This is a genomic window from Asaia prunellae JCM 25354 (assembly GCF_000613885.1).
Classification (GTDB): domain Bacteria; phylum Pseudomonadota; class Alphaproteobacteria; order Acetobacterales; family Acetobacteraceae; genus Asaia; species Asaia prunellae.
In genome coordinates this window covers 1-15952 of sequence record NZ_BAJV01000010.1, presented here as the reverse complement: position 1 = coordinate 15952, position 15952 = coordinate 1, and the positions used below count along the sequence as shown (strand labels likewise).

The following is a 15952-nucleotide window of genomic DNA, read 5'->3' as shown; positions in this document are numbered from 1 at the left end:
CATCATGACTTTGGCCGCCCCCCTGCCTGCCTCACGCAGGACCAGCCCTGCTCTTTCGGCAACAGGACAAAGGAGGGTTTTCATTGCCTCTTGCGTGGCCGGGCTGGCTGGCGTCCTGTTCGGCTATGATCAGGGTATCATCTCGGCCGCACTCCTGACCCTCGGCGACAGTTTTACACTCGATACGTTCGGCAAGCAGGCCATTGCTGCCGGTATGGTTGGTGGGGCTCTTCTGGGCTGTATTGGTGCCGGACCACTCTCCGATCGTCTGGGTCGGCGGCCTCTGGTAGGGTTTGCAGGAGCGCTGTTCCTGCTCGGGTCCGTCGGTTCGGCCATGGCCATGTCACCAGCCGAACTGACCATCATGCGTATTATTCTGGGCCTCGCTGTTGGCGGGGCGAGCCAGATCGTACCGGTCTATATTGCCGAATTGGCTCCCGCTGCCCGACGTGGCAGGCTGGTATTGCTGTTTCAGCTCGCCATTGTCGGCGGTGTTCTGGTGTCATCGCTCATCGGTTGGGCACTCAGCGATAACCCGCTGCTGCTTCGCCTGCTCAGCCGGGGTGGCGACTGGCGCATGATGTTTCTGCTTGGTGCTGTTCCCGCGCTAATGCTTCTCATAGGCCTGATTTTTCTACCGGAAAGCCCACGTTTTCTGGCGTCAAAAGGCCGAAAAGACGAGGCTCTCGCCATTTTACGCAGCCTGCGCGGCCCGGAGGAAAACCCGGAAGCCGAAATGGCTGAAATTCATGATGCGGCCGGGCAGCGTGGAAGCTGGAAACTGCTCTTTTCAAAGCGCCTGCGCCCCGCTCTTATTGCCGGGACAGGGCTTGCGATGTTCAGCCAGGTGACGGGCACGAACGCGGTACTCACCTATGCCCCGACCATTCTGGCTGGCGCCGGGTTCGACCGTAATTCGGCCCTTCTGATTTCCATCGCCATCGGCGTAACCATCACGGTAGCCACGATTTTCGGCTTCTGGGCCGTCGACCACTGGGGGCGCCGTCGCCTCATGTTGCGGGTCCTCCCTGGCTCCGTTCTCGCCCTGATCCTGCTGGCCTTCGTCTTTTTCGGTGGCGATCCGCAAGGCATCGGCAAGAGCCTCGCTGTAGCCGGGCTGCTGCTCTATGTGCTTTGCACACTGGGCAGCATCAATGCCTCGCTCTGGCTTGTCGGCGCTGAGGTCTTTCCGCTCTCCGTACGTGGCAAGGGAATGGGGCTGGTTACGGTCTCACACTGGTCTTTCGACCTGCTGATCTCGATGCTCACGCTGTCAATCATCGAGATCATGGGAGTTTCAGGTACATTCATTCTCTTCGCCGGACTGACAAGCCTTGGCTGGCTTTTCATTCGCCGCTGCATTCCCGAAACGAAAGGCCGCTCGCTCGAGGATATCGAGCGCAGCCTTAATACGGGTGATTTCCTGTCACACTCCTGATTATCCGTCTTGCTTCCCTGTCGCAGCGCCTTACCAGCGCTGTGACAGGGTAACGAATACGGCTCGACCCGGCGCCCATGCGCAGGCAACGTCACGTGTGCACATCGCAACATATCTGCGATTGGCAATATTGGTGCCATTGAACTGGATGCGTGTGCGACCACGGTCAATATGGGCCTGAAGATCCCAGACCAGCTGCGACGGCACGGTAAAGGTCAGGGGAATGGATCCCGCTGTATTGCCCGTATAGCGCATACCCGCCCCAAGCCCAGCCTGCCACAGCGCCGAGAAAGCGATATCGCGCTTCAGAAAGAACGAGGCCATATGCGAGGGAATAGCGACAGGCCGCTGCCCGATCTGGCTTACCGTGTTCGACTTCAGAACACGCGGGTCCTGATAGGTGAAGCTTGCAATGAAATCGATCTTGTAAGGCAGACGACCCACCCCTTCAAACTCGAAACCGCGCGTTCTCTGTCGCCCGGTCTGCACGCTGAAGGACGTATTATTCGGATCGGCGGTCAGGACATTATCCTGCACCAGATTGAAGAAGTCGGCCGTGAGCATGAAATCATCAACACCACGCAACGGAGTGACGGGCTTGTATTTCAAACCGGCCTCGATCTGCTTGCCCGTCGTTGGTACGAAAGCTGCCCCGGCAAATGTCGTGCCGACCTGAGGCTGGAACGAGGTGGCGTAGGAAACATAAGGGTTCAGCCCGATGGCCGACTGGTAAACCAGCCCGACACGCCCTGTGAAGGCATTGTTGTTCTGCGGCGTGTGGACGCTGGTCAGGTTATTCACCGTCATGCTTTCGGTGAAATCACCACGGCCTGACAGGGTAAGATACCAGCGCTGCCAGTTGGCCTGTTCCTGCGCATAGATCCCCGTGTCGGTTTCGGTCTCGTTGGTACTGGTAGTGGTGGCATAGCCGGGCCAGGTAATGGCGCGATAAACCGGCGTGTAGAGATTGAGCGCGGGGGCTGCACGCTGGCCACGACGATTGGCCAGAAAATCACTGCGAAAATCGATACCCGTCAGAATTTCATGGTGGATCGGGCCGGTACGGAACACTACGTCAGAGCGCGTATCAAGCGTGACGTTGTTGTAATTACCCTGCTGGTTCAACGCCGTGCGGTTGATGCTCTTTTGGTCAGCCGAAAGAGACGAGGTAGTGACAAAGCGGTAAAGCACGTCGAGATGCGCGTAACGCATGTTCTGCGTAATCGTCCAGTTCGGCAGGATATGACGCACCAGATTATAACCCACCGCCGCCTGTCGTTTGGAATACACGTCATAATCGGCATCGCTGCTCAGAAAATTACGGGCGATCTGCCCCCATTTCGAAGGCAGGACCGTGCCGCGTGCAGGCAGGAACTGTGCCGTTGAACCGGCATCGAGCTGCTCGAAGCTGGTCAGCAGGGTGGCGATCGTCTTGTCGTCAGGACGCCAACTCAGGGATGGCGCGACGTAGATCTCGTTATTCTTAATATTCCTTGCATAGGTATCGGATTTGCGGATTAACCCGTTGAAACGCCAGAGCAGTGTCTTGCGGCTATTGAGCGCCCCACCGACATCCACCGCTCCCTGAACGCGCCCGTAAGATCCGGTCTGGAAATCGAGTTCGTTCACCTGATCCGGATGAGGACGCTTACTGACAGCATTGATGATGCCCCCCAACTGCCCTGACCCATACAGGGCGGAAGACGCGCCGCGCAGTACGTCCATTTCCTCCAGTCCCCAGGGCTCTATGCTGAAACTCTGCGAGGTACTGGCATCGGGCGCACGCGTGCCATCGAGATAGATATCGGGCGTAAAACCACGGATCGTTCCGAAATAGCCGCGAGGGTCGTCCTTCGATCCGTAATCGGACACGCCAGCCGCATAACGTACCGCCTCGGAAAGGCTGCGCGCATTGAGGACGCTCATACGCTCCTGCGTGATGACCGTGATATTCTGTGGTGTCAGTTCAAGCGGCGTAGAGGTTTTGGTTGCGCTGCTCGCTGCTGCAGGCAGAAAACCACTACGTCTGGCTGAAACGCGGATTGTTTCATGCACATTCGCCGCCTGTTTCGACACGGCCTGTTTTTGCGGGGTCAAGCCCTGAGCAGGTTTTGCAGACGCGTCCGGCCTCTGTTCTGCAGCCCAGACCGGGGCACCCCCGGACAGGGGAAACGAGACAAGCGCAGACAGGTACAGGGTAGCACGATACGTGGCGGACATAGTCTTCCCGGATAATACGACAGATATTTGGTGCAATTGATAATGTTTCTTAATTGCACCAAAGGTCGTTAGGAAATTCGGGCCTGAACTGTCAATCGATCGCTGCAGCCGTGAGGTCTGCCTGAAAATTCTGTGGTGATTATGTCACGTTATTGTCAGGGTTGAAGGCGTTGTCCCTCAGGACTGGAGAGCCTCACCTCGAAGTCTTTCGAGCAATACCACCAGAGGGTGATCAAGCTTCATCCCCCTGAAACGCTTCACCTGACTGCGGCAGGAATAGCCACTGGCCAGAAAACGCTGTCTGCTATCCCGATCGAGATGCATTCCCCAGGATTGCTCGAAAATAACGCGTGAGGTTTCGGCATTACGGGCCTCATGACCGAAGGTGCCGGACATGCCGCAACACCCTGTCTTTTCGAGCCTGAGATTCAGCCCACGCGTGCAAACAGGGCCTGCCAGTCATTGCCCGAGCCGGCGAGCGCGGTCTTTTCCGTGCAGTGGCCGAGAAACACGTGCTGCGTCTCGGAGGCCCTGCCGATATCAGGCGTATTACGCTCCGGCAAAGCCTTGAGCAGGAATTCCTGCGGCAACAATACCGCAGGCAGCGCCTCAATGCCCGCAATCTTGCGGTATTCCTGCCGGTAAATGAGCGTCATGGCCGGATCGAGCCCGACAATCGACACGCCGGATGCGCCGAGCCCACGCAGCCATGATGCATTGCGCCGTGCCTGACTGGCAAACATCCCGAGAAAGCCATGCACATGCAGAGGTTTGCCGCAGGCCAGACTCTCGGCCAGGTAGACCTGATAACCGCATCGCGACACTAGCTCGATCAAGGCGCAGATAAGAGGTGTCTCGAAATGACGCGTGAACAGATCAGGCATCAGTATCACACTGCGCGCTTTTTCTTCTGCCGAAAGCGCTGCCAGCCGTTCGGGACGGGCCGCTTCCACTTCCCAGATACGACAGATCTCAGCCAGCTCTGCCCCCTGCATGGAAGGCATATCCACCAGACCAAACAATCGTTTGCCAAGCGACCGGACAACAGGGAGCCGTGCGCCTGCATTATAGAGCCGTGCGAAACGAGCCATGAGTGGCAGCGTATATTCGATCATACCCACCACATAATCGCGTAACGGTCGCGCATAACGCTGGTGGTAGAGATTGAGAAAGCGTGCCCTGAAATCAGGGACATCTACCTTGACCGGGCATTGGCTCGTGCAGGATTTGCATGCGAGGCAGGTCGCAAGACTATCGTAGAGCTGGTGTGAAAAATCGCGTGGTGCGGCGGCCCGACGATGGAATAAAGCGCCCAGACGCTGTCCCAGAGACGGATGTGACTGCTCCAGCGCTCCAACGTCCTTGCCTGCTTCCGCCTGAAGACGCAGCCATTCACGCAGGAGCGAGGCACGGCCTTTCGGCGAGAACCGCCTGTCGCGTGTGGCCTTCCAGGACGGACACATCGGATCGTCCTGATCGTAATTGAAACAGGCGCCATTGCCGTTGCAATGCATCGCCGTGCCAAAGCCCTTCCATACCGGATCAGGAATCTGCCTGTCCTGCGCGCCGCGCATCGGTACGGAATCAACACGCAGAAGAGGACGGGCGATCGCTTCCGGTGCGGCGATCTTGCCGGGATTGAGCTGATCATGCGGATCGAAAGCCGCCTTGATCTGCTGAAGACACGGGTAAAGAGAGCCAAAAATCTCGGGAACATACTCCGAACGCACCCCTTTGCCGTGTTCTCCCCAAAGAAGCCCACCATAACGACGGGTCAGGGCAAAAACGGCATCACTGAGCGGACGAATACGGGCTGCGTCTTTGGGATGGCGCATATCAAGAAGCGGGCGCACATGCAGCACGCCAGCATCGACATGGCCAAACATGCCGTAATCAAGACCATGGGAGTCGAGCAGGGCGCGGAATTCGGCGATAAAATCAGCCAGCCGTTCCGGTGGGACCGCCGTATCCTCAACAAACGGCTGTGGACGGGCCTCACCCTGGACATTTCCCAGCAAGCCAACAGCCCGTTTGCGCATGGCGTAAACCTGCGACACAGCCTTGCGTCCTTCAGCCAGCGTATGCCCGCGACGCGACACAGTCTGATCACCCCTCAGATGGTCGAGAAAAACCTCCACCTTCTCACGCAAGGCCCTTTCATCATGCCCGGCGAATTCAACCAGATTGACCCCTCTGGCAGGACCGGTTTCATCTTCGGGAAAGTAGCTTTCAACCGAATTCCAGACGAAGTCCTGCATGGCCAGACCCAGCACCCTGGAATCGATCGTTTCGATTGATAAAGGCTTGAAACCGATCAGCGCCCGGGCATCGCGCAGCGCATCCATGAAACTGTCATAGCGGATATTGACCAATATGCTGTGCGGCGGAATGACAAGAAGATTGAGCCTTGCCTCTGCCAGAAAACCCAGTGTTCCTTCCGAACCGCAGATCAGGGAAGTAAGATCGAACCGACCTGTATCGTCACGCAGATGATACAGATCATAACCGGTAAGACACCGATTAAGTTTGGGAAAAACCTGCCCGATTGTCTCTTTTTCCCGCTCGTAAATACCAGCAACGCAGTCATGAATCTGCGCAACACGGCTGCCCCCCTGCCGCCGGGCTGCGAGTTCGGCATCATCAAGTTTTTCGCTTTGTAGTATTTCACCGCCGAGCAGAACTGTGGAAAGCGCCAGAACATGATCACGCGTCTTGCCGTAGGTGCAACTACCCTGCCCGCTTGCGTCAGTACTGATCATTCCGCCGATCGTGGCGCGATTGGAGGTCGATAATTCAGGGGCAAAGAAAAGACCATGTGGTGCAATGGCAGCGTTGAGCTGATCTTTCACGACGCCCGGTTCAACGCGCACCCATTTTTCTTCAGTATTGATCTCCAGGATACGGTTCATATGCCGGGAGAGATCAACCACAACTCCATCGGTCAGAGACTGACCATTGGTCCCCGTTCCGCCACCGCGTGGCGCCAGCACCACAGATCTCCATTCCATCTGCCCCGCCAAGCGTGCCAGACAGACCAGATCGTCCTGGTGTTTCGGAAACACAACGGCTTCGGGATGACGCTGATAAATTGAGTTGTCAGTAGCATGGACAAGACGTGTATCATGACCGATCTCGATCTCACCCGCAAAGCCAGCGCACCGAAGCGCTTCAAAGAAGGCGGCATGGTGATCCGATATGCCGGGCACCTTGTCGAGAACAGCGATCATCGTCATGGCCGGTCATCCATCGTCAAACACACGCCAGAACTGTCCGGCAATGCTGCATCAAACGCGAGACTGGATTACTCCGAACCACCGGCAAACGATAGTGAGCAGGAGATGTTTTGAATCTTCACGAGCGCATGAGAGCAACCATGGCGCGTCTCTCCTGAGTAATACCCAAGCGCAGGTGACCATGCGCACAAAGCAGCTCGCCTTCACGCTCCAGATAGATAACCTGGCTCACTACAGGAGCCGGTGCCATTACCGACTGTCTCAATCTACGGTGCACCTTGCGTGCGAGGCTTTTGCAATAATCCAGCGTATCGCTGGTAACTGCCATGGGAACAGCTTCAGGTCGGACTGATGTCACTACAGGTGACGCGCTGTTTCCAGCCTTGGCAACACCGGGCAGGCCAAGAATGCATGTCAGGCAGAATAGTGCACAAGCCATTTGGGTCATGCAATCCCTACTATTAAGGTCCATATTGCCTCATCGTGGGCGACGCATGAAACTTGTTTAAGTCGTCAACTATCAGGAGGAAGCGCCTCAGGTGAGGGTATTTTCCTCAACAGGAAGACTGAGCACCACACGTAGTCCACGCTGAAGCGGCTCAAGCACCAGACTGCCTCCATGAAGCTGGGCCACAGCCTGGACAAGCGACAGACCAAGCCCTGCTCCAGGCGTATTACGCGCCTGATCAGCACGAAAGAACCGTTCGGATGCGCGGGCAAGATCTTCCTCCGACATGCCCGGCCCCTCATCCGTCACGCTGATACGCACCAGAGTACCGGATACGCTGGCACGCAAGGTCACCGTTGTTTCAGGGGGCGAAAACTTGATGGCGTTATCAATCATGTTCGCCACAGCCTGCTGGATCAGTCTTGCATCCCCGAAAAACATAAGCCGTTGCGGCAGGTCGAGAGAAACCTGCAATCCGGCTTCTTCTGCCGTTGCGTCGTAAAGCTCAGCAATATCACGAAGAGGCGTAATGAGGTCAGTTGTCTCGAATGCAGCCCGTCTTGCCCCTGCCTCGATCTGGGCAATACGCATAAGCGCGTCAAAAACTGCGGTGACATGATCGAGATCCGCCACCGCACGATAGATTGCCTCATGCATCTCTTCTGTGGTTCTGGCGTGCAGTGCAGCATCTTCCAGACGATTGCGGGCACGCGTGATCGGCGTACGCAGATCATGGGCAATCGAGTTGGAAACCTGCTTCACCCCTTCCATCAACTTGGAAATGCGATCCAGCATCCGGTTGATCGAATGCGCCACCAGATCGACCTCGTTCCCGACGAGTGGCATGCGCTGTCGCATATCACCATTGGCCAGAGCCGTCGTAGTCCGGGCGATTGAAGTGAGAATACGGCTGAAAATACCCCGTACGACCCATGCTCCTCCGATCGCCAGCGCCGTTACCATGAGCCAGGACCAGATAAAGGTTTCTGTCAGGACGCGACGCAGGATATCGCGCCCTCTGATATCGCGCCCTACCAGCAATTGCAGCCCGTCAGGCAGCACGTAAGCGTGCATGGCAGCTGAAGTCGTGTTTCCGGCCCGGCTGATCTTCAGCGTATAGAAGCGATCGGCTCGTTGGACGGCCTCTGGCCATGAGGGCATGTTTCCGGCAAGGCGCTGCCCCCCCGGCGTGATCAGAAGATAGAGATCCTGATCCTCGACATCCTGATCAAGGCGATCCTGAATGGCCCGTTGCAGGCTGGGCAAACCACCCTGCATCCAGCGTTCAGCAAGACCATGGGCGTCGGCATCGACCGCCTGACCGACTTCCCGCTCAAGAGCACCGATTGTATGCCACCACAGGAAAGTCAGAAAAAGCGTGGCCGACAGGGCAAAGACCAGCCCGTAACCAAGCGAGAATCCAAGACCTGCCGAGCGAAAGCGCCAGGCGCGCTTCCACCACATTCGAAGCATGGGAAAGCGCGACAGGCTGAACCTCATGAAAACCGGAGATCCTGTTTAGTTGGCGCGCAGGATATAACCTGCATTACGAATCGTGTGGATCAGTGCGGTCTCGAAAGGCTTGTCAACTTTCTGACGCAGACGCGAGACATGCACGTCAATCACGTTTGTCTGCGGGTCAAAGTGATAATCCCAGACCCGCTCCAGCAGCATGGTACGGGTTACGACCTGACCGGCATGACGCATCAGAAACTCCAGCAGACGAAACTCTCGTGGCTGAAGGTCAATCCTCTCTTCGCCCCGCTTTACTGTGCGGGAGAGCAGATCCATTTCCAGATCAGCGACGACCAGCTTGGTCTGCGGTGCCTGCTCGGCACTGCCACGACGGGCCAGAGCCTCTACACGAGCCAGAAGCTCGGAGAAAGCGAAGGGCTTGGTCATGTAGTCGTCGCCACCAGCCTTGAGACCAGCAACACGCTCGTCAACATCGGCCAGAGCAGAAAGAAGCAGAACGGGGGTAGCATTGTTCTGTGCGCGTAGCGTTTCGAGAATACGCAAACCGTCAATGCCACCGGGCAACATACGGTCGAGAATTACGATATCGAAATTCTCGCTAACGGCAAGAAACAGACCATCCTTTCCATTATCAGCTTCCTCGACAAGGTGTCCCGTCTCCTTCAGTCCCTTCACGATGAAGCTTCTGACGGTTGGATCGTCCTCGACAAGCAGAATACGCATGGTCAATCCTTGGCTTCGAGGGGTGCCGGCAGGTACACATGTCGCCACCCTCACTTTACGGTGACGTCATTATCTTTCAGTTATGCGCGAGAAGAAAGAGCCAAGAGCAGGTTCTCTGCTCATTCATCCGCATCTGCCGGACGTTTTCCGATAGGCAGGGTGACCATAATTGTCTTGCCCTTGCGAACAACCCTGAATGTAACAGCATTATCAGGCTTGCCTGCTGCCACAATCCTCAGCAGGGCGCGTCCGTTCTCGACTGTCGCGTCATTGATGGCCATGATCTTGTCGCCCTTCATCAGCCCGCCTTTCTGCGCCGGACCGTTGCGATCGACATCGACCAAGACAACCGAACCGTCGCCATCATCAAGCGTCACACCAAGCCACCCATGATCGACATGACCCGTACGGCGGATTTCATCAACAATCGGCGCAACGATTTCGGACGGAATACCAAAACCAATTCCCACTGACCCTCCTGCCGGTGAAACCATTGCTGCATTCACCGCAACGACCTGACCACGCATATTGAAAGCGGGTCCCCCGGAATTACCCGGATTGATCGGTGCATCGAGCTGAAGGAAATCATCGAGTGATCCCGCCCCAAGGTCACGTCCACGCGCTGAGACGATACCGGCACTGACAGATGACCCAAATCCAAAGGGGTTACCTGCCACAAGAATCCAGTCCCCCACACTCACCTTGTGGCTGTCACCCCAGGTTACGTAAGGCAACGGCTTGGGTGATTCGACCTTGATGACGGCAATATCGGTCAGGGCATCCACCCCTATCAGCTTCGCTGGCAGCTCCTGCCCGTTCGAAAGCGAGACAGTCACATTATCCGCATCACCCACCACATGATCATTCGTTACAATGATGCCTGAAGGGTCGACGATAAATCCCGACCCGGCTCCCAGGATCTCCTCCTGATGGCGCTGCATTTTCTCGCGATAACGCTTTTCGAGAGGTGTACCCTTGATCTGGGCAGGTACTTTCCCTCCTCCTTCCGAGCTGATCTGAGTGATAGCAATATTCACGACAGCCGGAATCACACGCTGTACCAGCGGAGCAAAAGAAAGCGGCCCTGACTGCACCAGAACCGGAGGCAAGGCTGGCGTACCATCGGGCACGGCAGCCTGAGCAGGAATCTGTACCACACTGGCAGGCGGCACCGCAGGGATTACTGGATGACTGGGCGATGGCGGCGGTCGCGGCAGGAATTTCTCAAGAAAGGACGGCAAGGCATAAGCCTGTGAAACGCCAAACCCGGCAAGAAGTACGAGGGCAAGGACTGCGCGCATCAAGAAACCACAAGCAGGGAGATAAGGGGATTCATGACGGCACGATAGCGCAGAACTGAAATGATTCCAGCTCTCTCTTCATCTCTTCTTTCCCTTTTCGTTCTTGTGAAAGCGAATCCGGCAACCATTTTCGGCTGATCAGGCGAGGATTGTCATTCCGCCCCGGCTTTGGCAGGACTAGGAGGGCAGCTGATATCCGAAGGATTTATCGTGACTGAAACAATATCGGGTAGCAAACGATCTCCCGGGGAAGCCAGATGATTAACGACTTCACTTTTGGCAGGGTCTTGATCATCGGGGATCTGCTTCTCGACTGTTATGTTCACGGTTCTGTCGACCGGATCTCACCCGAAGCGCCCGTACCTGTCCTCCTGCGTGCCAAGCACAGTTCCGTACCGGGTGGCGCAGCCAATGTAGCCATGAATGCTGCTGCACTCGGTTGCGCTGTCAGCCTCGTCGGTCTTGTGGGGCAGGATCTTTCTGCCCGGGAACTCCGACACGCCATAACGCGACAGAGCACGATTTCGCTTGATTATCTGGTCGACGATGAAAACTGGGTAACCATTACCAAAACGCGCGTGCTCAGTGGCCGTCAACAGATCGTACGAATCGATGATGAACCTCTACTGTTGTAGCGCCTGTCATCCAGGAAAAACTGATTGCTTCCGCCTTGCGCGCACTTGAAAACACCGATGTCGTGGTCTGCTCGGACTATGCCAAGGGGGTTCTGAGCGACGAGGTACTTCAGGCGGTTATCCGGGCTGCCAATTTGCGGGGTATTCCCGTGGTGGTTGACCCAAAACGCAAGGATCTCTCTGTCTATAGAGGCGCGCAGCTCATTACCCCGAACCGCAAGGAGCTATCTGCCGCGACCGGACTACCTGTCGGAAGTGATACGGAAATCCATTTCGCAGCTCTCGCCGCTCAGGAGCAATTCGGCGGCGACGTACTGGTGACACGTTCCGAAGAAGGTATGACTCTGCTTGAGCGTAATGGCCGCATGACTCATGCCCACGTGCCAAGATCCGAGGTTTTCGATGTTTCCGGGGCAGGCGATACAGTTGTAGCAACCATAGCTGCCATGATCTCGGCCAAGGCAGATCTGCAGACGGCCATGGTAATAGCAACAAATGCCGCCGCAATCGTCGTCGGCAAGCTAGGCACAGCTACCGTATCACGTGGAGAACTGAATGCGGCGCTGAAACTGAAAATAGACAAGGATGGCGTCATCGCCTCTTTGGCTGAGGCTCAGAACATCATCGAAGCCTGGCGTCACCATGGCGCCAAAATCGTTTTTACCAATGGCTGCTTTGATCTGCTGCACCCTGGCCATATCGCCCTGATTCGAGCCGCAGCAGAGGAAGGTGACAAACTGATTGTCGCTCTTAACAGTGATCAATCGGTGCGCAGGCTCAAGGGCGCAGAAAGGCCGTTACAGGACGAACGCGCCCGCGCCACGGTCATGGGTGCATTGCGCGATGTCGATCTTGTGGTGATCTTTGATGAAGATACGCCTTATGAGACGATCAACGCGCTGAGACCCGATATTCTGGTCAAAGGTGCCGATTACACTGAAGATCAGGTCATAGGAGGCGACATCGTCAAAGCCTATGGTGGTCGCGTCGTGCTGGCCGATCTGGTATCTGGTCGCTCGACTACATCGATCGTCAGAAAGATGAAGGCCGAGAAAGGCCCGGACGAGACGCTCGCCGGACAAGTTTGAAATCTGGGTGATATGACGCGCAGTATCGAAGACACGACTTCCGAAACGCAAATTCGTTGGCGTGACTGGCTTTTCGGTCAGGCCCTCCCCTTGTGGAGCGAAGCGGGCTTCGACCGCAAGCGTGGACTCTATCATGAAAGACTGGACTGGGCGGCACGCCCGATCCCTCTCGAGGCTCTGCGCCTGATGGTGCAGGCCAGACAGATTTCCACCTTCTGTCGTGCTGCACTTGATGGCGTCCATGATGCAGGGACTCAGGCTCTGGATTGTCTGGACGGGGTAGAGCGTCGCTATCACGGCGTCGATGGACAGCCCGGCTGGATTTTCTCAATAGCCGCGACAGATCGTGCAGCACAGACAAAGCGCGACCTCTACGCGCATGCCTTCATTCTCTTCGCCTATGGCTGGGCCATACGCTACGCCAACCGTCCCGAAGACAGGGCCATGGCACGCCAGATTGCGGAAGAAATCGACCAGATCTTTTCGGCCTCCAATGGGGGCTATCTTGACGCTATCCCTGACAACGGAACCATGCGGAGTCAGAACCCGCATATGCATCTGCTCGAAGCCTATCTCGTTGTTTTCGAGGCAACAGGAGACAGTTTCTTTCTCGACCGCGCGACCGCGCTCGTCGATCTCGCCAAAACCAGGCTGATCGACCCGCGCAGCGGCTTGCTGCTTGAATTCTTCGCCCCGGACTGGCGGCCTCTCAAAGACTTCGGAGACAATCAGGTTCAGCCGGGTCACCTCTTTGAGTGGTCGTGGCTTCTGCAGGAATATGCACGTCTGGGCCATTGCAGGAATGAGGACGCCTTGTGGATAGCAGACGCTTCCACCCGGTTGTTCAATGCCGGGTTCAGCCATGGCTGCGACCATGCACGCCATATGGTGCTTGAAAGCATGACCGATCACTGCATCCCGCTCGAACGTTCGGCCAGGATCTGGGCGCAGACCGAACTTCTGCGACTTCTTCATACGAATGGGCTCTTGGGCAATCATTCAGATGCGTCAGCGTCATTCGCAAATGATTTTCTGGAACAGTTTGCTCCCCCCTCCCTGAAAGGGGCTGGATCGATCACATCGATGCAGAAGGTGACAGGCTGGTCGAGTATATGCCTGCAAGCTCGCTTTATCATATTTACGGCGCGGGACGTCAGATCATCCTGACCTGAGACTACAGCGCGCGCCCGGCAGACTGTCACCCTGACAGCAAAGTGTATTGCAACAAAACCACATGGGCTCACCTGATGAACAATCCTCATCGGAGCCCATCACCATGAAAACACCCCAAAAGACCATTATGTTCTGCACCTGCCTGGCCCTGCTGCCTGGCAATGCAGCAAAGGCGGCACCTGCCGTGCAGGGCTTCGACGTCATGTATGAAGGGTTGCCACCTGTTACCGATCCCGTGATCAATCCCGTAGACAAGCCTGGCATCTTCAAGTCAATCGAAGCTGGCGACCGCCCGGGCCTGCTCACTATCCGTGCAGAAATACTGGCTAGATCACCATACTCAGCTATCGATCAATACCTGGTCGATCTGGCAGACGCCGGTCTTGCGCGCATAAACGGCGATTTTCGTGCTTCAGATGCCGCACTTGACCGAGGATTACGCGATGTCGGTCGACATGCGGATACATCTCATGAAATCAATGCGATCCTGCTGCTGGGCGAGTCGATCAGACGCGGGAATTTTCTCCTGCGCGGCGATGTTCCAGGGTGGATCAATCATGGTGCCTGGCTCGAACGGACCTATTTCGCTCCAACACGGGCGTTTTTCAAACTTCCCAATCTGAAATTCCCCAATCTCACGCTGATCACGCCTCTCGTTCCAGCGTCAAAAGTCCCGGAACAATCCATCCTGCCGTCGGATGATGAGCAATTACCGCTGCGCTCTTCGGGGAATCGCGTGGACGGGCAACGTGCGATCGATGTGGAGGTACAGGCAAACCTGTTTGGCACCTCAGAATGGGTCGTCCTTGATACAGGCAGCGCGAACGGGATGATTCCGGCTTCTTACGTCGCACGTTTTCATTTACCCGTTATCGCCAGATCATCACGCATATCAGACGGATTCAGCCAGAATATACAGGCCAATTTCGTGATCGTTCCCGAAATCAAACTTGGAAAAACAATCCTGAGAAACCAGCTTTTTTCAGTCTCCGCCTTCCCGCGGCCGGTACTCGGTCTGGCGCAACTCGGGCAACTCAGACATCTTACCATTGATAGCCAGAGAATCCGGTTCGGCACGCATGCGCCTTTTGACTGTCGCGACCCTCTGCGTGCCAGCTCAGCGATAGCCGGCGTCGAGTTTCGACTTCTTTTCCCTTATCTTCTTGATGGCACAGAGAAGATGGCCGTTCTTGATACAGGGGATAATTCTCCCTCTGTTCTGTCAATACGAACAAAAGCCCTGCCAGCCTCTCTCAATGCGTCGGCACAGAAGAAAACATTAGTAACCGTTGCCGGGCCTGTCGCGTATCGCACGGTGAGTACCACTGCCAATGTACAGTTTACGCATTTTGCAGCTCAGGCATCGATCAAATATATCCAGTCCCCCATGGAGGATATATTGATTCCATCGGGCATTCTCCGTCTGGCGCGGTTCAGCCTAGATATGAATGAACGCGTAGCGTGTCTTATGCCCGTCCAGGTTTCCAGTGCCTTGCACAACTAGGAACCTGAATTCAGCATGTCCCGAGTACAAGCCGGTACAGGAACAGCTTCTGCCTCTTTGCCCTATAGGTTTGTGAGCCACAGGCCCCGGTAAAGATAAAAGGGAATAAGCGCAAAAATCGCCCAGGCAATCAGGAAGACCAAGGGGGCCTGATGGGCGAACATTCTGCCACGCCGGGCACGATGGGTCATCGCTCGTGCATCTTCATCGCTTTTCGCAAGCGTGAATTCGGAGAGATTGGGGCATTGCCGGTGAAGGCTTTGTTCCTTCTCGTCCCATTTACCAATAGCTGCATAGCCCGCTCTGATCCCCGGTAAGGCCATGAGCGTGAGCATGAAGCCGAGGAGAGAAAGCAGTGGAGGAATGAGAATAGCCATATGGTCGCCCCAGCGCGTTGTCGATCCTGTCATGGCTGTCGCATAGGCGATCACCAAAAAGGCCTGCGAACTCAGCAAAGCCTGAACACGGCTATTGACTGTTTCCGTCTCAAACCGGATCTCTGAACGATAATAAGCAAGCAGCTCATTATCTGTCGGCTTGCCGTGAGCAATAACTTCTTCGGCATCCGGTGGGGGGAACGCAGGTATCACCATGATATCTTCTCTTCACGCAGATCGTGAAGAAGGCAGCGCGAAAGCGGCGTACAGGTTCCCGGTCTTCCTGTGCATAAGTCACGACCGGTCTGTTCAATATGTCAGGGCGATCCGGATTTT

At 56.1% G+C, this 15952-nt stretch carries 13 protein-coding genes; 5 read left to right on the top strand and 8 right to left on the bottom strand.

Annotated features, from left to right (window positions below; all coding sequences use genetic code 11):
* Nucleotides 1–4: 4 nt before the first annotated feature.
* Nucleotides 5–1438, top strand: coding sequence for a sugar porter family MFS transporter (locus tag JCM25354_RS09525; protein WP_084294714.1), 1434 nt, complete (start codon nt 5–7; stop codon nt 1436–1438).
* Nucleotides 1439–1468: 30 nt separating this feature from the next.
* Here the strand turns inward: JCM25354_RS09525 and JCM25354_RS09520 are convergent, their stop codons facing one another.
* The 7 genes from JCM25354_RS09520 to JCM25354_RS09495 form a co-directional block, all read right to left on the bottom strand.
* On the bottom strand, nt 1469–3658 hold the full coding sequence (locus tag JCM25354_RS09520; RefSeq protein ID WP_025885844.1) for a TonB-dependent siderophore receptor: 2190 nt from the start codon (nt 3656–3658) through the stop codon (nt 1469–1471).
* A 177-nt stretch (nt 3659–3835) separates the two neighbouring features.
* Nucleotides 3836–4054 (bottom strand): hypothetical protein, encoded by a 219-nt coding sequence (locus JCM25354_RS22515; RefSeq protein ID WP_243444003.1) that lies wholly within the window; start codon nt 4052–4054, stop codon nt 3836–3838.
* Between the two features lie 32 nt (nt 4055–4086).
* Complete coding sequence (locus JCM25354_RS17990) at nt 4087–6891, bottom strand: FAD-binding and (Fe-S)-binding domain-containing protein (RefSeq protein WP_243444002.1); 2805 nt, start codon at nt 6889–6891, stop codon at nt 4087–4089.
* Between the two features lie 118 nt (nt 6892–7009).
* Entirely contained in the window at nt 7010–7339 is a 330-nt protein-coding gene (locus JCM25354_RS17985) for a hypothetical protein (RefSeq protein WP_148301465.1), read from the bottom strand.
* An 87-nt stretch (nt 7340–7426) separates the two neighbouring features.
* Nucleotides 7427–8839: a HAMP domain-containing sensor histidine kinase gene (locus JCM25354_RS09505; protein ID WP_084294713.1), complete on the bottom strand. Its 1413-nt coding sequence runs from the start codon at nt 8837–8839 to the stop codon at nt 7427–7429.
* Nucleotides 8840–8857: 18 nt separating this feature from the next.
* On the bottom strand, nt 8858–9538 hold the full coding sequence (locus tag JCM25354_RS09500) for a winged helix-turn-helix domain-containing protein (RefSeq protein WP_025885841.1): 681 nt from the start codon (nt 9536–9538) through the stop codon (nt 8858–8860).
* Between the two features lie 119 nt (nt 9539–9657).
* Entirely contained in the window at nt 9658–10839 is a 1182-nt protein-coding gene (locus JCM25354_RS09495) for a S1C family serine protease (RefSeq protein WP_025885840.1), read from the bottom strand.
* A 257-nt stretch (nt 10840–11096) separates the two neighbouring features.
* Between JCM25354_RS09495 and JCM25354_RS23755 the strand changes: the two genes are divergently transcribed.
* The 4 genes from JCM25354_RS23755 (at nt 11097) to JCM25354_RS09475 (ending at nt 15239) form a co-directional block, all read left to right on the top strand.
* The gene (locus JCM25354_RS23755; protein ID WP_408734989.1) at nt 11097–11474 is read left to right on the top strand and encodes a PfkB family carbohydrate kinase; all 378 of its coding nucleotides are present in this window, start codon (nt 11097–11099) and stop codon (nt 11472–11474) included.
* Between the two features lie 35 nt (nt 11475–11509).
* Nucleotides 11510–12562, top strand: coding sequence for a D-glycero-beta-D-manno-heptose 1-phosphate adenylyltransferase (gene rfaE2 / locus JCM25354_RS17980; RefSeq protein ID WP_408734988.1), 1053 nt, complete (start codon nt 11510–11512; stop codon nt 12560–12562).
* Between the two features lie 12 nt (nt 12563–12574).
* On the top strand, nt 12575–13729 hold the full coding sequence (locus JCM25354_RS17975) for an AGE family epimerase/isomerase (protein WP_243444001.1): 1155 nt from the start codon (nt 12575–12577) through the stop codon (nt 13727–13729).
* Between the two features lie 109 nt (nt 13730–13838).
* Complete coding sequence (locus tag JCM25354_RS09475; protein WP_159103475.1) at nt 13839–15239, top strand: retropepsin-like aspartic protease; 1401 nt, start codon at nt 13839–13841, stop codon at nt 15237–15239.
* A gap of 62 nt (nt 15240–15301) precedes the next feature.
* Here JCM25354_RS09475 and JCM25354_RS17970 read toward each other — a convergent pair whose 3' ends face one another.
* The gene (locus tag JCM25354_RS17970) at nt 15302–15832 is read right to left on the bottom strand and encodes a hypothetical protein (protein WP_025885838.1); all 531 of its coding nucleotides are present in this window, start codon (nt 15830–15832) and stop codon (nt 15302–15304) included.
* Nucleotides 15833–15952: the final 120 nt, after the last annotated feature.